The organism is Gardnerella sp. DNF01195, assembly GCF_049244175.1.
GTDB lineage: Bacteria > Actinomycetota > Actinomycetes > Actinomycetales > Bifidobacteriaceae > Bifidobacterium > Bifidobacterium leopoldii.
Genome location: NZ_CP058383.1, coordinates 754315 through 772996, shown reverse-complemented (window position 1 = coordinate 772996; position 18682 = coordinate 754315). Strand labels below are relative to the sequence as shown.

General features: G+C 39.1%; 14 protein-coding genes. 4 read left to right on the top strand and 10 right to left on the bottom strand.

Annotation, left to right across the window (positions count from 1 at the left end):
• Nucleotides 1-44 precede the first annotated feature (44 nt).
• The gene (locus HXT43_RS02895; RefSeq protein ID WP_101886027.1) at nucleotides 45-2708 is read right to left on the bottom strand and encodes a DNA gyrase/topoisomerase IV subunit A; all 2664 of its coding nucleotides are present in this window, start codon (nucleotides 2706-2708) and stop codon (nucleotides 45-47) included.
• Nucleotides 2709-2869: 161 nt separating this feature from the next.
• On the opposite strand from HXT43_RS02895, the gene HXT43_RS02890 reads away from it, so the two are divergent.
• Nucleotides 2870-4129 (top strand): alkaline phosphatase family protein, encoded by a 1260-nt coding sequence (locus HXT43_RS02890; RefSeq protein WP_415707271.1) that lies wholly within the window; start codon nucleotides 2870-2872, stop codon nucleotides 4127-4129.
• Between the two features lie 137 nt (nucleotides 4130-4266).
• On the opposite strand, the gene sepH is transcribed toward HXT43_RS02890, so the two are convergent.
• Entirely contained in the window at nucleotides 4267-5475 is a 1209-nt protein-coding gene (sepH, locus tag HXT43_RS02885; protein ID WP_415707273.1) for a septation protein SepH, read from the bottom strand.
• 158 nt (nucleotides 5476-5633) lie between these two features.
• On the opposite strand from sepH, the gene HXT43_RS02880 reads away from it, so the two are divergent.
• From HXT43_RS02880 to HXT43_RS02870, 3 genes are all read left to right on the top strand, one after another.
• Nucleotides 5634-5927 carry a DUF4193 domain-containing protein gene (locus tag HXT43_RS02880; RefSeq protein WP_004106775.1) on the top strand — a complete coding sequence of 98 codons (294 nt, stop codon included), beginning with the start codon at nucleotides 5634-5636 and terminating at the stop codon, nucleotides 5925-5927.
• Nucleotides 5928-6407 (top strand): dUTP diphosphatase, encoded by a 480-nt coding sequence (gene dut, locus HXT43_RS02875; protein WP_415707274.1) that lies wholly within the window; start codon nucleotides 5928-5930, stop codon nucleotides 6405-6407. It begins immediately after the preceding gene.
• Between the two features lie 121 nt (nucleotides 6408-6528).
• Nucleotides 6529-8880 carry a RelA/SpoT family protein gene (locus HXT43_RS02870; RefSeq protein ID WP_421780872.1) on the top strand — a complete coding sequence of 784 codons (2352 nt, stop codon included), beginning with the start codon at nucleotides 6529-6531 and terminating at the stop codon, nucleotides 8878-8880.
• Nucleotides 8881-8969: 89 nt separating this feature from the next.
• On the opposite strand, the gene HXT43_RS02865 is transcribed toward HXT43_RS02870, so the two are convergent.
• The 8 genes from HXT43_RS02865 to HXT43_RS02830 form a co-directional block, all read right to left on the bottom strand.
• A complete protein-coding gene (locus tag HXT43_RS02865; protein ID WP_004119480.1) occupies nucleotides 8970-9251 on the bottom strand; it encodes an HU family DNA-binding protein in 282 nt (93 codons plus the stop codon).
• Nucleotides 9252-9456: 205 nt separating this feature from the next.
• Nucleotides 9457-11892 carry a lysylphosphatidylglycerol synthase transmembrane domain-containing protein gene (locus HXT43_RS02860; protein ID WP_004119483.1) on the bottom strand — a complete coding sequence of 812 codons (2436 nt, stop codon included), beginning with the start codon at nucleotides 11890-11892 and terminating at the stop codon, nucleotides 9457-9459.
• Nucleotides 11893-11907: 15 nt separating this feature from the next.
• On the bottom strand, nucleotides 11908-13350 hold the full coding sequence (gene purB, locus HXT43_RS02855) for an adenylosuccinate lyase (RefSeq protein ID WP_004106765.1): 1443 nt from the start codon (nucleotides 13348-13350) through the stop codon (nucleotides 11908-11910).
• A gap of 61 nt (nucleotides 13351-13411) precedes the next feature.
• Nucleotides 13412-15019, bottom strand: coding sequence for an esterase/lipase family protein (locus HXT43_RS02850; RefSeq protein WP_064340177.1), 1608 nt, complete (start codon nucleotides 15017-15019; stop codon nucleotides 13412-13414).
• 300 nt (nucleotides 15020-15319) lie between these two features.
• A complete protein-coding gene (locus tag HXT43_RS02845) occupies nucleotides 15320-15910 on the bottom strand; it encodes a DUF6466 family protein (RefSeq protein WP_101886030.1) in 591 nt (196 codons plus the stop codon).
• The gene (locus tag HXT43_RS02840; protein ID WP_174164382.1) at nucleotides 15907-17022 is read right to left on the bottom strand and encodes a vWA domain-containing protein; all 1116 of its coding nucleotides are present in this window, start codon (nucleotides 17020-17022) and stop codon (nucleotides 15907-15909) included. Before HXT43_RS02840 ends, HXT43_RS02845 begins: the two co-directional genes overlap by 4 nt.
• A complete protein-coding gene (locus HXT43_RS02835) occupies nucleotides 17019-18155 on the bottom strand; it encodes a vWA domain-containing protein (RefSeq protein WP_116971392.1) in 1137 nt (378 codons plus the stop codon). Before HXT43_RS02835 ends, HXT43_RS02840 begins: the two co-directional genes overlap by 4 nt.
• Nucleotides 18155-18682 (bottom strand): hypothetical protein, encoded by a 528-nt coding sequence (locus HXT43_RS02830; RefSeq protein ID WP_004106752.1) that lies wholly within the window; start codon nucleotides 18680-18682, stop codon nucleotides 18155-18157. The genes HXT43_RS02835 and HXT43_RS02830 overlap by 1 nt, the downstream gene beginning before the upstream one ends.

Sequence of the window (18682 nt, the reverse complement as noted above, 5' to 3'; positions counted from 1 at the left end):
TTGGTGACTAATCACTAATAATTTTCTAAAAATTGTTCGTAATGCTATCCAATATGTGCAATTGGGGAAACAAGCTCAGTTCCAGAAGCATCCCTACGCATATCTGGTTTAGGTAGCTCAACATTGCTTCCGCCTTCTGTAACGGCTTGCAATGGATAGTATCCAACGTACGCGTGTATCAACGTATCTTGACCTTTAAGGAATCTTTGCGAGCGCACGCCACCAGTTGCGCGACCTTTTGTTGGGTACATGTCAAATGGAGTAATCTTTGCAGAACCGTTTTCGGTTCCAGGAAGAGCTTCACTGTCTCCAGCAACGGTGAACACTACTGTTCCAGAAGCGGAGAATAAACCATTTTCGCCTTCTTCGTAATGCCACTCTATTGATTTTTCTGGCACTACTGCGAAGGTTGCAACTTTAGCGCCTTCTGCTAAACGAATACCTGCCATTCCGCCTGCTGTACGTCCTTGTGGCCTAACTTGTTTAGCGTCAAAAGTAAGTAATGAAGAATCACTACTAATGAACACAAGTCTGTCGTTGTCTTCCGCTGGGGCTGCAGCAATAACGGTGTCGTCGTCTTTTAAGTCAATTATGCTCCATGAATCCATGGTAGTTGGAGCTTCAAAATTCCATCTTTTAACTACACCGTTTCGTGTGCCGATTGCAAGTGGAGTAGCGTTTTGTGAGGCATCAAATGCTATTGCTGAAACTACGCGTTCTCCTCTTACTGGATCCGTGCTTTGTGTGGAAGTTAGCAATTCTTGTGCTTTTACTCCGTGGCTGAGCAGCGCAGGTTTTCCTTCTTCATAGTTAAGTTGTGGCAAATCTGCAACATGAGCTAGAACTAGTCGACCAGATGAAGTAACAAGAGCACAAGTTGAACGCGTTGTTGTTTCAAACATTGTTTTACAAGGAGTGTTAAATACGTTGTTGTTGTGCGAATTCCAATGTTCTAACACTGCAATGCTTGTTCTGGCAATTAACCCTGAAGTACTTAATGCTACTGCACAAGGCTCGTCACTTAATTGCATTGCAACAGAAGATGCGTCAGCTTCTCCAGTTTTACGAGCTGCATTAGCTGCTGCAGCCAAATCTGCTTGAGTTGAAGTAATTTTATTTGCTGATTGCACAGCTTTAATCGCAATATCCTCACTGTTTTTATTTATGCTGGAGGCTACTGGAGTAAAACTACCATCTTCATTTTCGTCAAGCAAAATTGTTCTGCGTGGAGTATCCCATTGTTTAACCGCAGAATCCATATCTGCTATTACGACGTTGTCGAGTTTCGCTTCAGAACTTAATATTTGATTTAGCTCTTCAATTTTCTTGAGCAAATCGTCGCGTTCAGCTTCGAGCTCTATTCGGCTCATTTTAGTAAGTCTGCGAAGACGTAAGTCAAGAATATACTGTGCTTGAATTTCATCAAGATCGAATACTTTAATTAACTTAGTTTTTGCACTATCTGCATCTTCAGATGAACGAATAACCTGAATTACTTCATCAATATCAAGAAGTGCAAGAAGCAAGCCATCAACCAAGTGTAAGCGTTCTTGAGCTTTTTTGCGCCTAAATTCGCTGCGTCTGCGTACTACTGTTCTGCGGTGAGAAATCCAAACGTCTAATAGCTCTCTCAAGCCCATTGTGTGAGGTCTGCCGTCAACAAGTGCAACATTGTTAATAGTAAAGCTCTCTTGCAAAGGAGTGTGCTTAAAAAGTTGAGCAAGCACAGCGTTAGGATCAAAGCCTGTCTTAATCTCAATAACAATACGAGTTCCGTTATGTCGATCTGTTAAATCAATAGCACCTGAAATACCATCTAATTTTCTTGATTTAACTCCTTGAGAAATTCTTTCCAAAACGCGTTCTGGTCCAACCATAAACGGAAGTTCTGTAACAATAATAGCTTTTTTGCGAGCAGTAATATTTTCTATATGTGTTGTAGATCTTGTAGTGAATGCTCCGCGACCTGTTGCGTAAGCTTCGCGAATGCCACTTCGACCAATGATAATTCCTCCGCTAGGCCAGTCAGGTCCTGGAACTAGTTTCATAAGATCATCTAGGGTTGCGTCAGGATGTTTCATAACATATTTTGCTGCAGCAACTACTTCTCCTAGATTATGTGTTGCCATATTAGTTGCCATGCCTACAGCAATTCCAGAAGCGCCATTTACTAAAAGATTTGGAATAGCTGCAGGAAGCACAGTAGGTTCTTTTAGTTTATTGTCGTAATTTGGTACGAAATCAACTGTATCTTCGTTGATATCCGCGTTCATACCTAGTGATGCAGGAGCTAAACGCGCTTCTGTGTATCGAGAAGCTGCTGGACCGTCGTCAAGAGAACCAAAATTACCGTGTCCGTCAACAAGTGGCAAGCGTAGGGAAAATGGTTGAGCTAAGCGAACCATTGCCTCATAGATTGCAGAATCACCGTGAGGATGAAGTTTACCCATTACTTCACCAACAACGCGCGCTGATTTCATATAAGCATGATCAGGACTCAAATTCATATTGCCCATTTGATACACAATGCGTCGCTGCACTGGTTTCATTCCGTCTCGTGCGTCCGGTAAAGCTCGAGCATAAATAACTGAATAAGCATATTCCAAGAAGGATTTGCTCATTTCTTCGTTCAATGGTGTTTCAACAATATGCTCTTTAACTTTTCTTGGGTCGAAAGCTTGCTGTGTTGAGTGATGGCGTGAGGGCATATTTAGAACTCCTTGGATGACATTACGGCTATCAATCTTACCAATTTATATGCACAAACAGCATGTTTTTGTTGAATTTTTCAGCAATTTGACTAGTTATTTATATAAATATTTGTTATTCGCGTTTTGTTCAATGCAATATAAGTGGTTCAATAGTAAGTATGAGTGCTGAAATACCGTCTGAAAATGATCTTTTACAATTCGTTGGTAATGTTAAGTACGGTGATTTTTCTAATTTCGTAGTTAATGAAGATTTTTCTTATGATTTTAATGAAAAAAATCTTGGTGGAGCGTTACATATATCTTCGGTTCTTCCAGCTTTAAGTGATGCAATAGATGCTCCTGTCAAAACAGCTATTCATAACGATCCACACGCTTTACGAGAAAGCCTTGGTTTCCCTAAATCTAATTCTGCAATTGTAGTGCTAATAGATGGTTTAGGATACTGGAATATTCTTATGCGCAAAGGTCACGCTCCTTATTTACGATCCTTACTTAACGAATCAATAAATCAAAGACCAATTAGCACGTGCGTCCCAAGCACAACTGTTGCTGCAATGGCTACTTTTGGAACAGGCACATGTCCGGGTCTTACTTGTATGACCGGTTACACGCAAAAGAATTCTCAAACTGGTAAACTTGCGCAGCTTATTCAATTTAATGATGCGCCTGATCCGCTAGTTTTGCAGCAAGAGCCAACTATATTTGAAAGTTTAGTTTCTAATGGAGTCCGTGCAGATAGCGTGGGATTACCAAAGTTTGAAAATACTCCTCTTACCAAAGCTGCTTTTCGTGGAGCAAATTATATTACTGCTGGAACTCCTAGAGCTCGCATTCTTAAGGCTGCTAATAGCAGTAAAACTCCAGGTTTAACTTATATGTATTTACGTGACGCTGATAAAACCGGTCATAATTATGGTTGGGATTCTCAGCAGTGGGTTTCTGTTTTTGAGCAAATTGACGAGCAGTTGCGTCTTTTGCGAGCAAATTGTGCTCCTGGAACATTAATTGTTATTACTGCAGATCATGGGATGATTAAATCTGATCCCAATAAGCGAGTTGATATTGCTAAGCATGATGAGTTGATAAAAGGCGTATCGATGGTTGGTGGTGAACCTCGTTCTGTAATGTTGTATGCTAACAGTGACGCAAATACTGAAGATATTATTTACCGTTGGCGTGAATATTTTGGAACTAATGCAATTGTACGCAGTAAAAAACAAGCCATTGACGATGGTCTTTTTGGTTTAGTAAACAACAGGGCAGAGGCTGTTATTGGCGATGTTATTGTGCAAGCTTGTGGAGCTTACACAATTGTTGATTCTCGCATTCAATCTGATAAAGCTATGAGTTTACCTAGCGTTCATGGATCAATGACTCACATGGAAATGGATATTCCGTGCCTCATAGATTTAGTGTAATTAGTGAGTTTTTGCTTCTAGTATTGAAAATGTTTTTATAAATCACAACTTAGCAAATAAAATGTGTGACACTCAAATTTTACTAAGAGTGTCACACATATTGTCAATAAGCGAAAAATTTATTTTAAACTTCTTATTTAGCTTTCACCAAATAATATTTCATCCCAGCTTGGTACTGCTGCTCTTCCAGCTTTACGTTTATTGTGCTCAGAAGATGATTTTTCTTGACCATTAGCATTAATTTCTTGATTATTTTTAGCAGAATTTTGATTACTTTCAGCAGCATTTTTTTGCAAATTCGTACTAACAATATCTGCTTTTTCAGCATTTTGAACTTTCGCAGCCAATGATTTTTGTGCTTCATTAGACTCATTGACGATTTTGCTATTCGTTTCGTTTCTATTAATAAATTCAGCATCCGGTTGTATTAGCGAAGGCTGCTGAGAATTATCTTCTTTAATAAATTGCGTATTTGTTTTAGTAGAACGCTTAGAATAGCCTTTTTCTAATATTTGCTGTATGTCAGAATTATTGTCCTGATTTTCGAAGGAAGATTGGGCTTGTGCATCTGCAAGTTTGTCACTGTTTCTAAGTTCCCATTGAGAAACAGCTCGTTCGATTCTGGCAGAACGAATAGAATTTCCTGGAAGCTCTTCAGTGTTGAATGGGAAATTAATGCTTACAGTGTCTCTATAAGCTCCACCATATGGAGACTGTTTAGACGTATCCGCTGCATTAACATCTTCACCAAGCAATAATCTAGACGAAGGGTTCGCGCATGTAACAGAGTTGTCATGCATGTTCCATGTCCACTCAGCTTTAATAGTGCGACTAGCAGTTTTGAAAGTAGCAGTAATTCGCCATGGCTCTAATCCTCTGCGCGTTGCTTTCCATTGCACTGTTTCCATGCCAATATGTGCTTTAGCTAACGTTCTTTCAATTAAATCTGCAATAGTGCGCATATTGCTTTGTTTAGGAGCAGGTACTAGAAGGAACTGCTCAATTGCATACTGCTTTTCGGTTTCAACGCCTGCAGAAAAACGCCTAACTTGTGCTTCACTAACGTTGTATCTTTGTGCTACATGTGAAGGTGCAACTCCTGCGCGAATCAATGCCTGAATTTGCGAAATAGGCAATGTTGCATTAGATTGCATAGAATTTGCGCCAGCGTTTGCTGAGTTCTGTTCATCGCTGTTTTTACTCGTAATTTTATGTGAACCAGCGATGGCGCGTTCCAGCGTGTCGTCCACTTGAATACGTAACGGCGTGTTTTCACAAATGAAAATCAAATTACCGTCTGCGTCAATATGGTCGAAACTCGCCTCTTTTGGCGGATTTTCAAGCATTATGCACCACTTTCTTCGCTTTTAACAATACTATTTATATACTTTAGTCCATACACTGCATTCTTTACCATTTTATTTAAAATAAAAAATGTGTAATATACGGGGTAGCATTCGTGTATGCTATGCGCGTAAGTAGCTTTAAAAACGAAAGGACCATAATGGCACAGGATTATGATTCTCCTCGTAGCAAAGATGAGGACGAAGAGTCGTTGGAAGCTTTGAGTAAAGGTTCTCAAAATTCAAGCAGCGATATTGACGATGATGAAAATGCTATTGCTGAAGACTACGAGTTGCCAGGTGCTGATTTAAGTAACGAAGATGCATCCGTAACTGTTATCCCTATGCAAGGCGATGAATTTATTTGTTCTGAATGCTTCTTAGTTAAGCATCGCAGCCAGTTAGCTGAAACTAATGCTGATGGTCAGCCTATTTGCAAGGAGTGCGCAGCTTAAATGGCATATGACGAGACCTATACTGGCCCCGAACAGGTTGAGGTATTAATTAAGTATCTCGATGATGAAACATCTACATTACAGCCGCTTTGCTACGCGCATGCAGGTGATGCAGGTGCCGATTTAAGAACTACCCAAGATTTTACCTTGCATCCTTTCCAGAGAGCGCTTGTTCCTACTGGAGTTGCTATAGCTTTACCTGCAGGTTATGTTGCTTTAGTGCATCCTCGTTCTGGTTTAGCAGCAAAACAGGGTGTGACTGTGCTAAATGCACCTGGAACAGTTGATGCCGGGTATCGTGGTGAAATTAAGGTTCCTCTTATTAATTTAGATCCTGAGAACACAGTGCAATTCCATAAAGGTGATCGTATCGCTCAAATGGTTATACAACGTTATGTAGAAGCACAATTTATTCCCGCATCTAAATTACCTGAATCTGATCGCTCTGATAAAGGTTTTGGCTCCACTGGCGTACAATAATCTTTTTATAAATATCCGACCGGTTTTTAAAACTGAGTCGGATTTATTGTATGTATTTTTTGTTTTTGTAGTGTATTGAGCGAATTGCAGGTAGGATAGTAAAAGTACCAGGAGGTGCCAAATGGGTGAACTTCAAGAGGATGTAAAAGGATCCAATAGGCTCGGATGTGAAATCAGCGAAGATTCTCGAAATCCATTATTGCCAATATTGAGCATGTGCCAATGGCATCATCCTAATGAGGATATGAGCATTCTTCATAGAGCTTATGATCGTGCTGTAAAGCAGCATACAGGTCAAAGACGCAAATCTGGTGAGCCATACATTATTCATCCTCTTGCTGTAGCTCAAATTCTTGCAGATCTTGGAATGGGACCAATTGTTGTTGCTTCAGGATTATTACACGACACTGTAGAAGATACAGATTACACGCTAGAAGAATGTCGAGCTGAATTTGGCGATACTGTAGCAGGTCTTGTAGATGGTGTTACAAAAATATCCAACATGGAATATGGCGAAAGTGCTCAAGCAGAAACTATTCGTAAGATGGTTGTTGCAATGAGCCGCGATGTGCGAGTGCTTGTAGTAAAACTTGCGGATCGTTTGCATAATGCTCGTACTTGGAGGTATGTTAAGCCATCAAGTTCACATAAAAAAGCAAGAGAAACTCTTGACGTATATGCACCTCTTGCTAACCGTTTAGGCATGAATGCAATTAAAACTGAACTCGAAGAGCTGAGTTTTAAAGTACTGTATCCAAAAATTTATAATGAAATTGTTGTTTTAGTTGCTCGTAGAGCAGGTCAGCGCGAAGTTTATTTACGACAAATTCTTGAAGAAATTAATGCAGATCTTGCAGAACAACACGTTAAAGCATCAGTAAAAGGTCGACCAAAAGATTATTTCTCTATTTACCAAAAGATGATCGTTCGAGGTCATGATTTTGCTAATATTTACGATTTAGTTGGCGTGAGAATAATAGTCGATTCTATTCGTGACTGTTATGCAGCATTAGGTGCAGTGCATGCTCGATGGAGCCCTGTTCCAGGACGTTTTAAGGATTACATTGCAACTCCAAAGTTGAATATGTATCAAAGCTTGCATACTACAGTTGTAGGCCCTGGTGGAAAGCCAGTAGAGATTCAAATACGCACATGGGATATGCATAGGCGTGCTGAATTTGGTATCGCAGCGCATTGGAAGTACAAAGCTAATGGTCAGGCTGGTCGCGCTTTAAGTAAGCCTGATAATGATGATTTAAAACGCGAAAATAATATTGATGACAAAAAAGAGCTTAGCGAAGCAGATAATCTTAAGTGGATTCAACAGCTTGCTGATTGGACTAGTGAGACTCCAGATTCAGATGAATTCTTAGGTTCATTAAAGCAAGATCTTGGTGCTTCTGAAGTTTATGTTTTTACTCCAAAGGGGAGTATTGTTGCGCTTCCGCAGGATGCAACTCCTGTTGATTTTGCATATTCTGTGCATACTGAAGTTGGTCATCGCATGATGGGTGCTCGTGTAAATGGACGTTTAGTTCCTCTTGATACGAAGCTTTCAAACGGTGACACTGTAGAGGTACTTACTTCAAAGTCGGATACAGCTGGACCATCACGCGATTGGCTGAGTTTTGTAAAATCTCCTCGTGCTCGAAATAAAATACGTCAATGGTTTAGCAAGGAACGCCGCTCTGAGGCGATTGAAGAGGGCAAGGATGAGCTAACTCGCGCTATGCGTAAACGTAACTTGCCTTTAACTACTTTGATGACGCAGCAGGCATTAATTGGCGTTGCTGATGAATTGAATTTGCCTACTAATGTTGAGTCTTTATATGCGGCTATTGGCGAAGGCCAAGTTTCTACACAGAATGTTATTTCGCGTTTAGTAAAAGATGCGGGCGCTGATGAAGTTGCAGAAGAAGTAGAACAAGAAGCATTGCCTTTACGTCATGTTGAGCGCAGCCATAAGTCTAACGGCGCTTTGGGAGTATCAGTTAAGGGTGTTGGAGACGTTTGGGTAAAGCTTGCAAAATGTTGCATGCCAGTTCCAGGAGATATGATTATTGGTTTTATAACACGAAACCAAGGTGTGTCTGTGCATAGGACTGACTGCCAGAACATGCTCGATTTGCAAAAAACTCAATCAGAGCGCGTTATTCCTGTTCAATGGACTAGCGATAAAGGCTTGTTCTTGGTTAAGGTCCAAGTTGAAGCATTGGATCGACAACATCTTCTTTCGGATGTTACTCGCGTTCTTTCAGATCATGGAGTAAATATTCTTTCCGGAACTATTGCTACAGGCGATGACCGTGTTGCAACAAGTCAATTTACCTTTGAAATGGCAGATCCTCAGCACTTAGCAACTCTACTTGCTGCTATCCGTAAAATTGAAGGCGTTTTTGACGTTTACCGCATTACGGGAGCAAAAGATAGCGCAGAGCCGCGTTTGCGAAAAATGGAACGAAGAGATTTATAAAAGATGGGCACCCCAGCTTTGGAGTGCCCATCTTCGTTTTTGCGCAAATAGTATTTGTTTAATGTAATAAATACGAAAAACGCTTAATTTCAGGCAGTGACAGCCTTCTTCAACAAGGAGCCAGCAGAAATACGTACACCGTAAGAAGCTGGAATCTTGATTGTTTCACCGGTACGCGGGTTGCGGCCAGTGCGCTCAGCACGCTTTACGCGTTCTGCGGAGAACAGACCAGTAAGCTTCAAACCTTCACCGGACTGTAAAGCCTCAACGAACACATCCTGGAATGCGTTGACGGCGGCTTCGGCCTGTGCCTTGGTCAGGTTGGACTTCTGTGCGATCTTAGAAACGAGATCAGACTTGTTGTATGCCATGCAGCATCCTTTGTGTCAGGGGACCTTCTCTTCAAAGGTCACGTTCATACTAGATACTAGTACATTTTCCCTACAAATGTAGCCATTTTTGCATTTTTTCTTAATATTTTTATTTATTTTTTGTTATTTTTTATTTAAAACATACTCGTATTAAATCAGATACGATATTTGCTAATAAAAATACACAAATGTTTGTAAATCTCACTTATATAAGCTCATTATTGCTAAGCCACTTCATTGCAAACGCGCCTAACGGAATTCTTAACCAGTAGAACATAAGTCTATACAGAAGGGTGGCAGACAAAGCAACTGTTGGAGGAACACCTACAGATGTAAAAGCGAAAGTAAGAGAAGCTTCGACAGCACCCAAGCCGCCTGGTGTAGGCACTGCCGATCCAGCAGCGTTAGCAAGTAAGAATAGTAAGATTGTTTCCCAAGGATTTGCGTAATATCCAAATGCAAGTAAAGAAATCCAATAACCCAATCCAATGCATGAAACAAGCACAATAGCACCGAAAGAGCCCGCAATAAGTTGCATAGGATGTGAAATAAGTTCCTTAATTTGACGACCGTAATCAGATAATATTGGCAAATAATGTTTGCGAATTGTTTTACGAGCGGACGGGATAACCATTAAAACACAAACTATAAGAGTGATTATTCCAATGAAAGTAATGAGCATATGAGTAGGAATCATTCCAGAAAGCACATTTTTACCGGTGAAAACGCCTATAGAAAGTAATACTAAAGTTGTCATTAATGCTTGAATAAGCCATACTGCACTAGTAATTGCTGTAGCTTGAGCCGGAGTGTACCCGTTTTTCTTTAATAATTGCATATTTACAAATGCAGGACCAACACCAGCAGGCATAGAAACTGCTGTGAAACCAGAAGCTGCTTGAGATGCAAACAAAACATGTGCAGAAGGTTTTTGATCATCCATGAATGAGCCGAGAGTAATTGCAGATCCAATCCAAGCAAACATGCTGCAAGCAAAGCACATAAATACCATTACATTATCTGCGTGACGCAAGGCAGCAAATATTTCCTGAGGATGCCACTGTGTAGCGATAACAGCAACAGCAACAATTGAAAGAACTAAGCTAACAAAGAAACGTATATTGAAACGAGCTAAACGCACAGTATCATAATCTTCTTCATCTGTGCTTAAAGCAACTGTTTCACTTAGCTTATTGCAAAGATTTTGGAAAACTTTTTTATTCCAAGATGGCAAAGATCTCGTAGAAGCAGGAATAGCGGCTTTTTGCATAAAAGGCAATAGCGCAGATAACTTTTCTACACCCCATGTGTTAATAGCAGCTTTAAGAGCAGTGTCAATATCTGTGCAAGATGCAATAAGCGTTAAAAGCTGAACTTTATCAAGTGCAATATTTGTATCATCGCTGGCAACATCGCCATTTTGCCAACCTGCAATAACTGGGGTTCCATCTTCAAGCCTAGCAATAGTTTCAGGAGTGATGCGTCTATGCGTAATACCGCGAGTATTAGCCGCATCGACATAACGCATTAATTTTGCTGCATCATCAATAGTTAAAGTGTTCAAATTACAAGGCAGCAGAGCGTTAGAAGCATGAAAAACCATTATTGAAGATTTATCACTGTCGCTTACTCCATAAACATTCGCTGTTGGTAAATGCATATTTCGTAAAACAAGAAGCATAGAAAGATGGTGATGAACAGAATGCCTAGCAGAACGATCTCTACGAGTCGGTATATCTACTAAACGCACCCACTGCCATAATTGATTTAAATAACCTGGTAAATGAACTTGATTATCTAATACTGAAATTACATAACGTATGCCGTGAATGTCTGTTGCATCATACAATCTTGAATTTTCAATTAAATCGTCATCAAGACTTGAACGAAGAACTCCAGTATGATCAGCTTGCTGAGTTCTACGAGTTAATTGAGTAAGATTATCTATGCCAATATTTTTTAAAGCAAGAACAATATCGTCACCCCAAGCACCCTTACTGCGTGTGCCTTTTGCGAAACGAATAAGCGTACCAATTGCTCTTCCTAAGCAGCATGATACAAGAACAGCGGAGTAGGAGTCCCAAGATGAAAATAGAAGTATTGCTGTAACAATGAATAAAGCATTCCAGCCCCACATTACATGCTTATATTCGCGTCTAGGACCACTAACTGTAAGAAAAGCAACTAGAACAGCGTACATGTCTGGAAGCAAATCAGCCCAAGCGTTATTGGACCGCATTTGTAAAGATTCAATCAAAGCTATATTGTGTGTAGAAAATATCGCAATAGATAACAGCCATACTGAACCATAACTTATAAACAGTGTAATAACAGAAATAGCGGTATCAATCCAACGCCTGTCAGAAACCATGTGTGCAATAACTTCTGCAACAACAATGAGAGTAAGACCTTGCTGTATCAGAACAAATGAAAGATTATTAAAAGATAACCCTATAATTTGAGTAGCACTTCGTGCATCAATCTTCATAGCATCAGCCGTTGCTGACAAACACATTGACGACAACAAAGTAAAAACGCCAATTACAACTGATGATATTGCATACAACAAATCAGCCCAACTACGTACTAAGCTAGGCTGAGTATCTTCAATAACAAGATTTGGATTTATGCTAGATTGCATCGCTTTACCGTCTACTTAATCAATAAAGTCCACCAATCGTGAAGCAAATCCAGTGTAAGATTCTGGTGTCATTGCTTGCAAACGAGCTGCAGTATTGGCATCAAAGCTACGAGATTTAATGAATTCTTCTACGTCACTTTGTGAAATATGGTGACCGCGCATTAATTCTTTTACTTGCTCATATGGTCGTTCCATACCAGGTACGCCAGCAATTTCTTCAGCACGCATTGCTGTTTGAATTGGCTCTCCAAGAACTTCCCAATTTTCGTCTAATTCTTTTGCCATAAATTCTTTATTAGGATGAATAGACTTCAAACCGCCTAAAAGATTATTCAAAGCAAGAAGAGCATAACCGAAAGCTGAGCCAACATTCCTTTGAGTAGTAGAGTCTGTAAGATCACGCTGCCAGCGGCTTTCAGTAAGAGTTGCACACAATGTGTCAAACAGTGAGCAAGAAATCTCAAGATTAGCTTCAGCGTTCTCAAAACGAATAGGGTTAACCTTATGAGGCATAGTAGAAGATCCTGTAGCTCCCTTTACAGGAACTTGCACAAAAATACCCCTAGAAATATACATCCATACATCAACTGCAAGATTATGCAAAATATGGTTTATGTGACTTACAGTGCTATAAAGTTCAGCTTGCCAATCGTGGCTTTCAATTTGAGTTGTTAATGGATTCCATTGAAGACCCATTCTATTTTCAACAAACTCTTGAGATACGCTAATCCAATCAACTTCTGGGAAAGCAGCTAAATGAGCTCCAAAAGTTCCTGTAGCACCATTCAACTTTCCTAAATACTCTTGATTATCAAGATGACGAAGTTGACGACGCAAACGATATGCAAACACTGCCAATTCCTTACCCAAAGTAGTTGGAGTAGCAGGCTGGCCATGAGTTAACGAAAGCATAGATAAATCTCTATATTCGTTAGCATTCTTAACTAAATAATCAACTATCGCTTCTAAATTCGGACGATAAACGTTTAAAACAGCTTGCTTTACGCAACGCGCAATAGAAAGATTATTAATATCTTCACTTGTGCATGAAAAATGCACTAAAGTTTTTAAATTTGAAAGCTCAGTAGCATGACCAAGCTTATTCTCTGCTTCGTCTAACGCATCGTCAATGTAGTATTCAACAGCTTTAACATCGTGATGAGTAATAGCCTCATGCGCAGCATGACGAGCAATTCCTTCAGCATCAAAATTTTCAGGAATAGAACGCAAATATGAGCATTCTTCATCAGTTAAAGGATTAACACCCTTAACAATTGGCTGGAATTGATTAGCTTCATAACCATTTGCGAGAAGAATCATCCACTCAACTTCTACACGCATGCGCTCGCGATTTAACGCAGGTTCGCTTAAATATTCAACGAGTGCGGATGTTTGATTATGATAACGTCCATCGAGAGGAGTCAGAGCTATTGCAGGAGAAATATCGGTAAGCTTCATAGTTTAAGGTTACATCATGCTGCGAATTAGCTTAATTTTACTCAATAAGAATTTAATTATTTTATTTTTTCATTATTCCTTGCCACAATGTAGTACTTTGCAATTTGCCATTAATAGTATTCTGAAAATGTCGATCTTGCTCGCGCACACTTTTAGATCCGAGTTGAAGAGCATCTTCATAAGCTGCAGTATGGTAATGCAAATCATGAGTTAAAGTTCCTTCTTCTGGAACATCATTAACGAATATTCCGTCATTATCGAATTTTTTAATCGAATATTGTTTGCCAGAAAAACGCGTGACTCCAGGAGGTAAAGAACGCTTAGATTCTTTAACATGAATTGCATGCCCATGAATAGTCACCCAATTATTTCTACGAGGATTCTCCTTGCCATCTAAAGATGGTACAATCTCATCGTCCATCTCAATACTAGTAACCCAAGTCTTCTTGGGAATTGGATGATTTGCAATAGGAGATCCAGCAGTAACAACATGCTGTATGTTGTACTGTTTAGAGTAATCGCTTGCAATGCTTGCTGCAACAATGCCTCCCTGAGAATGGCCTACTAAAGCAACAGGCTCGTTAGGTTTAATTCCAGAACGTTTCATAGCTTCTACAACCATTCGAGTGCTATCAGCTTGTTTTCTCATTAAAGAACTATGACTCATTACTTCTGCGTTTTGTGCCCAACCAAAAGGAGAGTGTGCTTTACCGTCAGTTCCTGGAATTATTACTAACCATGACGAACTGCCATCGCTGCGCTTAAAACGTTGAATTGCAATAGTAGCAGCATCTGGATTAACAAGTGGTGGCCTAACGCCCAAATTTCCGCTTCCAAGTTCCGTTAAATTTTCTAAAGTTTCAAGCAGATTACGTCCAGGTCTAGCAAGAACAGATCCAGGTTTTCTCCACGTCTCATTTACTTTAGTGAGAAGTAAATTATTACCTTGCTTTCGATCATTAATAGGCGCGCTTACGAAGCTAAGAGCACTAGAAATAAATGGAATAGCTTGTGATAAATATTTTTGAGCATTGGATAAAAAGTTTAGTGAGGTTTCACGCTCTTTTTTATTTATGGGGCCTTTCGCATTTCCGGCAATAAATATTGGCAAACTTGTAATAGGATTTAAAATAAGGTGCTGCGATAAACCTCGAATAATTCCTTGTTGCATACTCTTAGTTGCGTAGGACCATTTAGCAAGATATTGGAAACCTGAATGATTTTTATCATCTTGTTTGACAGCAAGACTTGCGGACAATAAAACGTGTAAAGCAAAAATAGGGTTTGCAAGAGCCAAGAAAGAAATTTTATTGTCTAACTCGTCTTTTGCACGAAATTCTGCATCTTCATATAAATTATTTGCTCTTACAATAAGAAAAGCAAGATTTTCTAAATTTTGAGACATTAAATAACATTTATGAGCATACTCATGACATATGCTTTCAGTTAAAAATGATTGCGAAGAATCATGAATATATGCTCCTGATTCTTTTTGTATACCATAATTTTGACCGGCAATAACCATCGCTGCATTAAGCCATAAATTTTTTAGCGTAAGCAATTCTTTAGCAATATTGTTGAGTTTTCTGGAAAAACTAATATACGCTTCTCTATCAGCAACGCTAATCGTCATTCCACCTACAACAGAGGACTTAACTTTCCAAGACATACTATATTCCTCCGCGAATGTTATATAACGCATACGCTTGTGCGGAAATATTTTTCATACTATGACGAAAATGTTCGGCTGCAAGCCCTTGCCAATCTTCTAATTCAGTCGCTGCGGATTCTGCTATAACGCAGCGAGCGCACTCTTGAGTGCGTTGTATAAGCCATTGCCATTCGTAATATGTGTGCATAATCGTTATTACACACGTTCATTAATAAAAAGTCACTAAAAAATATTCAATGTGGTTAAAAGGTTATTCAATGCTTATTGCTTCGCTTATAACCAATCTTGAAGATTTAATTACCAAGGCTTATTGCTGCTTTCATCAGTTTTAGTACGTTTTTCTGTCTTTTCTAAACCTTGCTGGTCTTCTTGATCCTGTGAATATTTAGAATCCACATGATCGTTCTGTTTTAGCAAGTTTTCAACTTTATTGCGCTGAGTATTGTCCAACTGAGGCTTAGACGAATCTGACTGCTTTTTATCTTTAGAAGGATTGTCAGAATTATCGTTTTTAAAATGATTGTTATGCTTTTTCGGTTTCTGTTGCTTATTAGTATTGTTTTGATTCTGCTTTAATTTTTCTGTTAACTTTCGTGATAATTCAGCATTTTTGTCAATACTACTTCGAAGTTGAGGAAGCAGCATCATTTCTTGAGATTTAGCATCATCAAATTGAGCATCAGTTTGCTGTTGCTGAGTTAAAAGCACATTCTTGTCGCTATCGATACTCTTGGCAGATTTTATGTTAGAAATAAGGCTATCAGTAGCAGCATTATATGCGTATTGTGCTCTCCAATTTACGATAGCAAAATACGCTATTAATATCGCAATAATCAAGAACAAGAATGTAACAATGCGAATAATTGTGCGACTAGACATGTGCTTCATACTAATTTCCTTGAAGTTATAAACCACGACATTAATTCCCAAATTAAAAGTATCGACGCAAATATTGCAAACGGCCAAATAATTGGTTCAGGTCTCAAACGAGGCTTTGCTGTCTCGTTCATTCTCCATTGGTGTGAAAGAATTGGTTTTGCTTCGTCTCCAAATGTTACATTTAAAGATGAGTGCATATACTTGCCGCTAAGCTCATCGGCAATATTTCGTAAGTTCTTTTCATCAAGCTTTGAAATGCCAGGATTGCCCGTAGCAGGATCAATAACCCATTGATTAGAGGTATTGTTTTCGCTGTAGTCGTCAAGTTGCAGCTGTGTTTTTTCCAAAGGTATTTTAGCTCCTTTAGATGAGCCTATTCCAATAACAAATGCGTTAGTAATATAAGCTCTGAGCGATGAAAATGTGCGGCGCTTCCGTTGAGTTGTTTCCTCACCGTCGCTTATAACATACAAAACTGTTGTGTCATCTGGATGAGCATCATGTATAGCTTTTGCAGTAAGCAAAGTTTGATCTATAGGAGCGTCAAGACTAGTTCCAGTAGCTACGCTAGTTGGCTCAGTTCGTAGAGTATTTATCCAATTGTCAACTGCTCTAGCATCAGGCGTCAATGGGACATCAACAGACGTAGAAGCACCAAAAGAAATAGCAGCAAAACTTGAGTTAGCATAGGATTTTGTTATTTGATGAATAATATTCCTTGCTGCTTCAATACGCTCAATCTTACTATTTTTTGCATAATCAGCGTCTTTTGCTCTCATTGAACCTGTTATATCTAGAGCAATAATCACGTTTGTTGCATTTACTGCTCTTTGTAAAGTTGAACGCATAATACTTGGAGATAGCACGCAAATTATTAACATTATACATATGCCAATACGTCTTAATCTCATGCAAAAAGTTTCATCACTTGATTCAGGTTTCCTGCGTATAGGCACAATTTCAAAAAACATTGCTGCCAACAAAACCAATATTGCAATAATCGCAATAATCCAACCATATGATGGAGAAAAAACCAACTGACCTGCTTGAGAAGTGTCAGAAGCTTCAGTTTTAGCATGTGCAAACAGTAGGGTAGTAGCAGAAAATAGTGTTGTTGTCATCGCTTCATCTTCTTTGCAATAGCTAGCCAAATCACAACGCTAAACACAGTAAACAAAACCCAAAGACCAGGATCGTCACTAAATGCAGACTGAGCAGCGCCTTGAGGAATTGCTGTATGTCTTTTTTCAATTTCTTTTACTAAATTAATAACGGAATCAGAATTGCGTTGAGACAGGAAAATTCCACCATGAGATTCAATAAGCTGTTTCATTTCTAATGTAGTGTCATCATTCTCATTCTGTTTTGCGCCAGAATATAACCCATCGACAGTAATTTTAGCCTGCTTTGTTAAATCTAAAGCTTGCTTTAATGAGTAAGTTTGTTTTCCAGAAACAACATTATCTGTAGCAAGAACAATAGAAGAACTTCTATTAAAACGGCTTTGTATTTTATGGTTATTATGAGCAGAACCATAAATAAAACCTGGAAGCATTGCTGCGCAACTAACTAAACCGTCTCCAATAAGCGATGTTGCGTTTTTGCGATTTTGAGTTCCTTCAAGCCAGTCAGAAATTTCTTGATATTGACGTTGTTGTAAACGATTAATGCGACTTTGCGATTGAACTCCGCCAAGCAAATTTGCAGCATATTGCAATTGTTTTTTAGCCAATCGATAGTCGTCAGTCAGTGGAAAAACTGTCCTAGATGTGGAGTTAAAAATGCTCAATCCAATGCGTTCACCCTGAAAATGCTCAATAAAATTAAGATACGCTTGAATCACTTCGCGATCATATGGTAGAGCAGAACCTGAAACGTCTAAGCATAAAACAATGTCTCTAGAACTAACTTGCTCGTTCGCATTAAACACTCGTGCTGGCCTGGAAGCAACAGCAAGCGCACTGCACAAAGATACTACCAATGCAGCCGTAGCAAACCTTCTAAACATTCGCCACATATACCATGAATGACTAGTAGTAGTTCCTTGTAGATCATTGTCAAAAGTAAAAGTATAGAATTTTCGCGTAATATTACTAGTTTGACTCTTATACTTCTTTTTTAAAATATTGCTACGAATGGAATCTAAAATTAGTAAGACAGCAAAAATTGCTACAGAAACAACAACACCTGCAACAAAAAGCAGCGGCCATTGCCATCTCCATGGCCATATGTATTCCCAAACATTATTACTCATCAACGTTTGTCCTTCGTTTGCCAGCCTTCAAGCAATACTAAAACCCATTCAGCAGCCTGCTCAACAGTAGTATTTCGCGCTTGCTCGTTTGCTTTGCGATCAGCAAATTCTGGAGGATACAAAGCAGATATTGTTTGGCGTAACATATCAGCACCTTTTTTATTGCGCCATTTCAAACGCAAAGAAGCCAATTCTCCCAAAGTGTGAGTTTGAATATCTTCACCGCTCATCTTCGAAATATAAGATCTAGCAATAGACGCCAATTTTGCACAAGCCTGATCTTTAGTAAGTTCATTGTTATGATACTTCTCAACAATCGCATCAATATCTTTACGCCAAGCTTGTTTGTTTACATTATGAACGTGAACTGCTTCTGTAGAATTGCTACTTTCAGCTAATTTCTTTGGCTTTTTAAAAGAAAAATATAAAACCGCAAAAGCAATAAAGATAACAACAAGCGATGCAGAAAGTAGTATTAAAAAAAGCGTTTCATCATGTAAAGGCTTTTGAATATCTTCCAGGCTCAT

Bases quoted from the DNA above. Each gene is read 5' to 3' on its own strand.
- HXT43_RS02895 (WP_101886027.1), bottom strand. From the start codon at position 2,708: ATGCCCTCACGCCATCACTCAACACAGCAAGCTTTCGACCCAAGAAAA.
- purB (WP_004106765.1), bottom strand. From the start codon at position 13,350: ATGAAGCTTACCGATATTTCTCCTGCAATAGCTCTGACTCCTCTCGAT.
- HXT43_RS02845 (WP_101886030.1), bottom strand. From the start codon at position 15,910: ATGAAGCACATGTCTAGTCGCACAATTATTCGCATTGTTACATTCTTG.
- HXT43_RS02890 (WP_415707271.1), top strand. From the start codon at position 2,870: ATGAGTGCTGAAATACCGTCTGAAAATGATCTTTTACAATTCGTTGGT.
- HXT43_RS02870 (WP_421780872.1), top strand. From the start codon at position 6,529: ATGGGTGAACTTCAAGAGGATGTAAAAGGATCCAATAGGCTCGGATGT.
- HXT43_RS02835 (WP_116971392.1), bottom strand. From the start codon at position 18,155: ATGAGTAATAATGTTTGGGAATACATATGGCCATGGAGATGGCAATGG.
- HXT43_RS02880 (WP_004106775.1), top strand. From the start codon at position 5,634: ATGGCACAGGATTATGATTCTCCTCGTAGCAAAGATGAGGACGAAGAG.
- HXT43_RS02850 (WP_064340177.1), bottom strand. From the start codon at position 15,019: ATGTCTTGGAAAGTTAAGTCCTCTGTTGTAGGTGGAATGACGATTAGC.
- HXT43_RS02865 (WP_004119480.1), bottom strand. From the start codon at position 9,251: ATGGCATACAACAAGTCTGATCTCGTTTCTAAGATCGCACAGAAGTCC.
- HXT43_RS02840 (WP_174164382.1), bottom strand. From the start codon at position 17,022: ATGACAACAACACTATTTTCTGCTACTACCCTACTGTTTGCACATGCT.
- HXT43_RS02860 (WP_004119483.1), bottom strand. From the start codon at position 11,892: ATGCAATCTAGCATAAATCCAAATCTTGTTATTGAAGATACTCAGCCT.
- sepH (WP_415707273.1), bottom strand. From the start codon at position 5,475: ATGCTTGAAAATCCGCCAAAAGAGGCGAGTTTCGACCATATTGACGCA.
- HXT43_RS02830 (WP_004106752.1), bottom strand. From the start codon at position 18,682: ATGAGCCTGGAAGATATTCAAAAGCCTTTACATGATGAAACGCTTTTT.
- dut (WP_415707274.1), top strand. From the start codon at position 5,928: ATGGCATATGACGAGACCTATACTGGCCCCGAACAGGTTGAGGTATTA.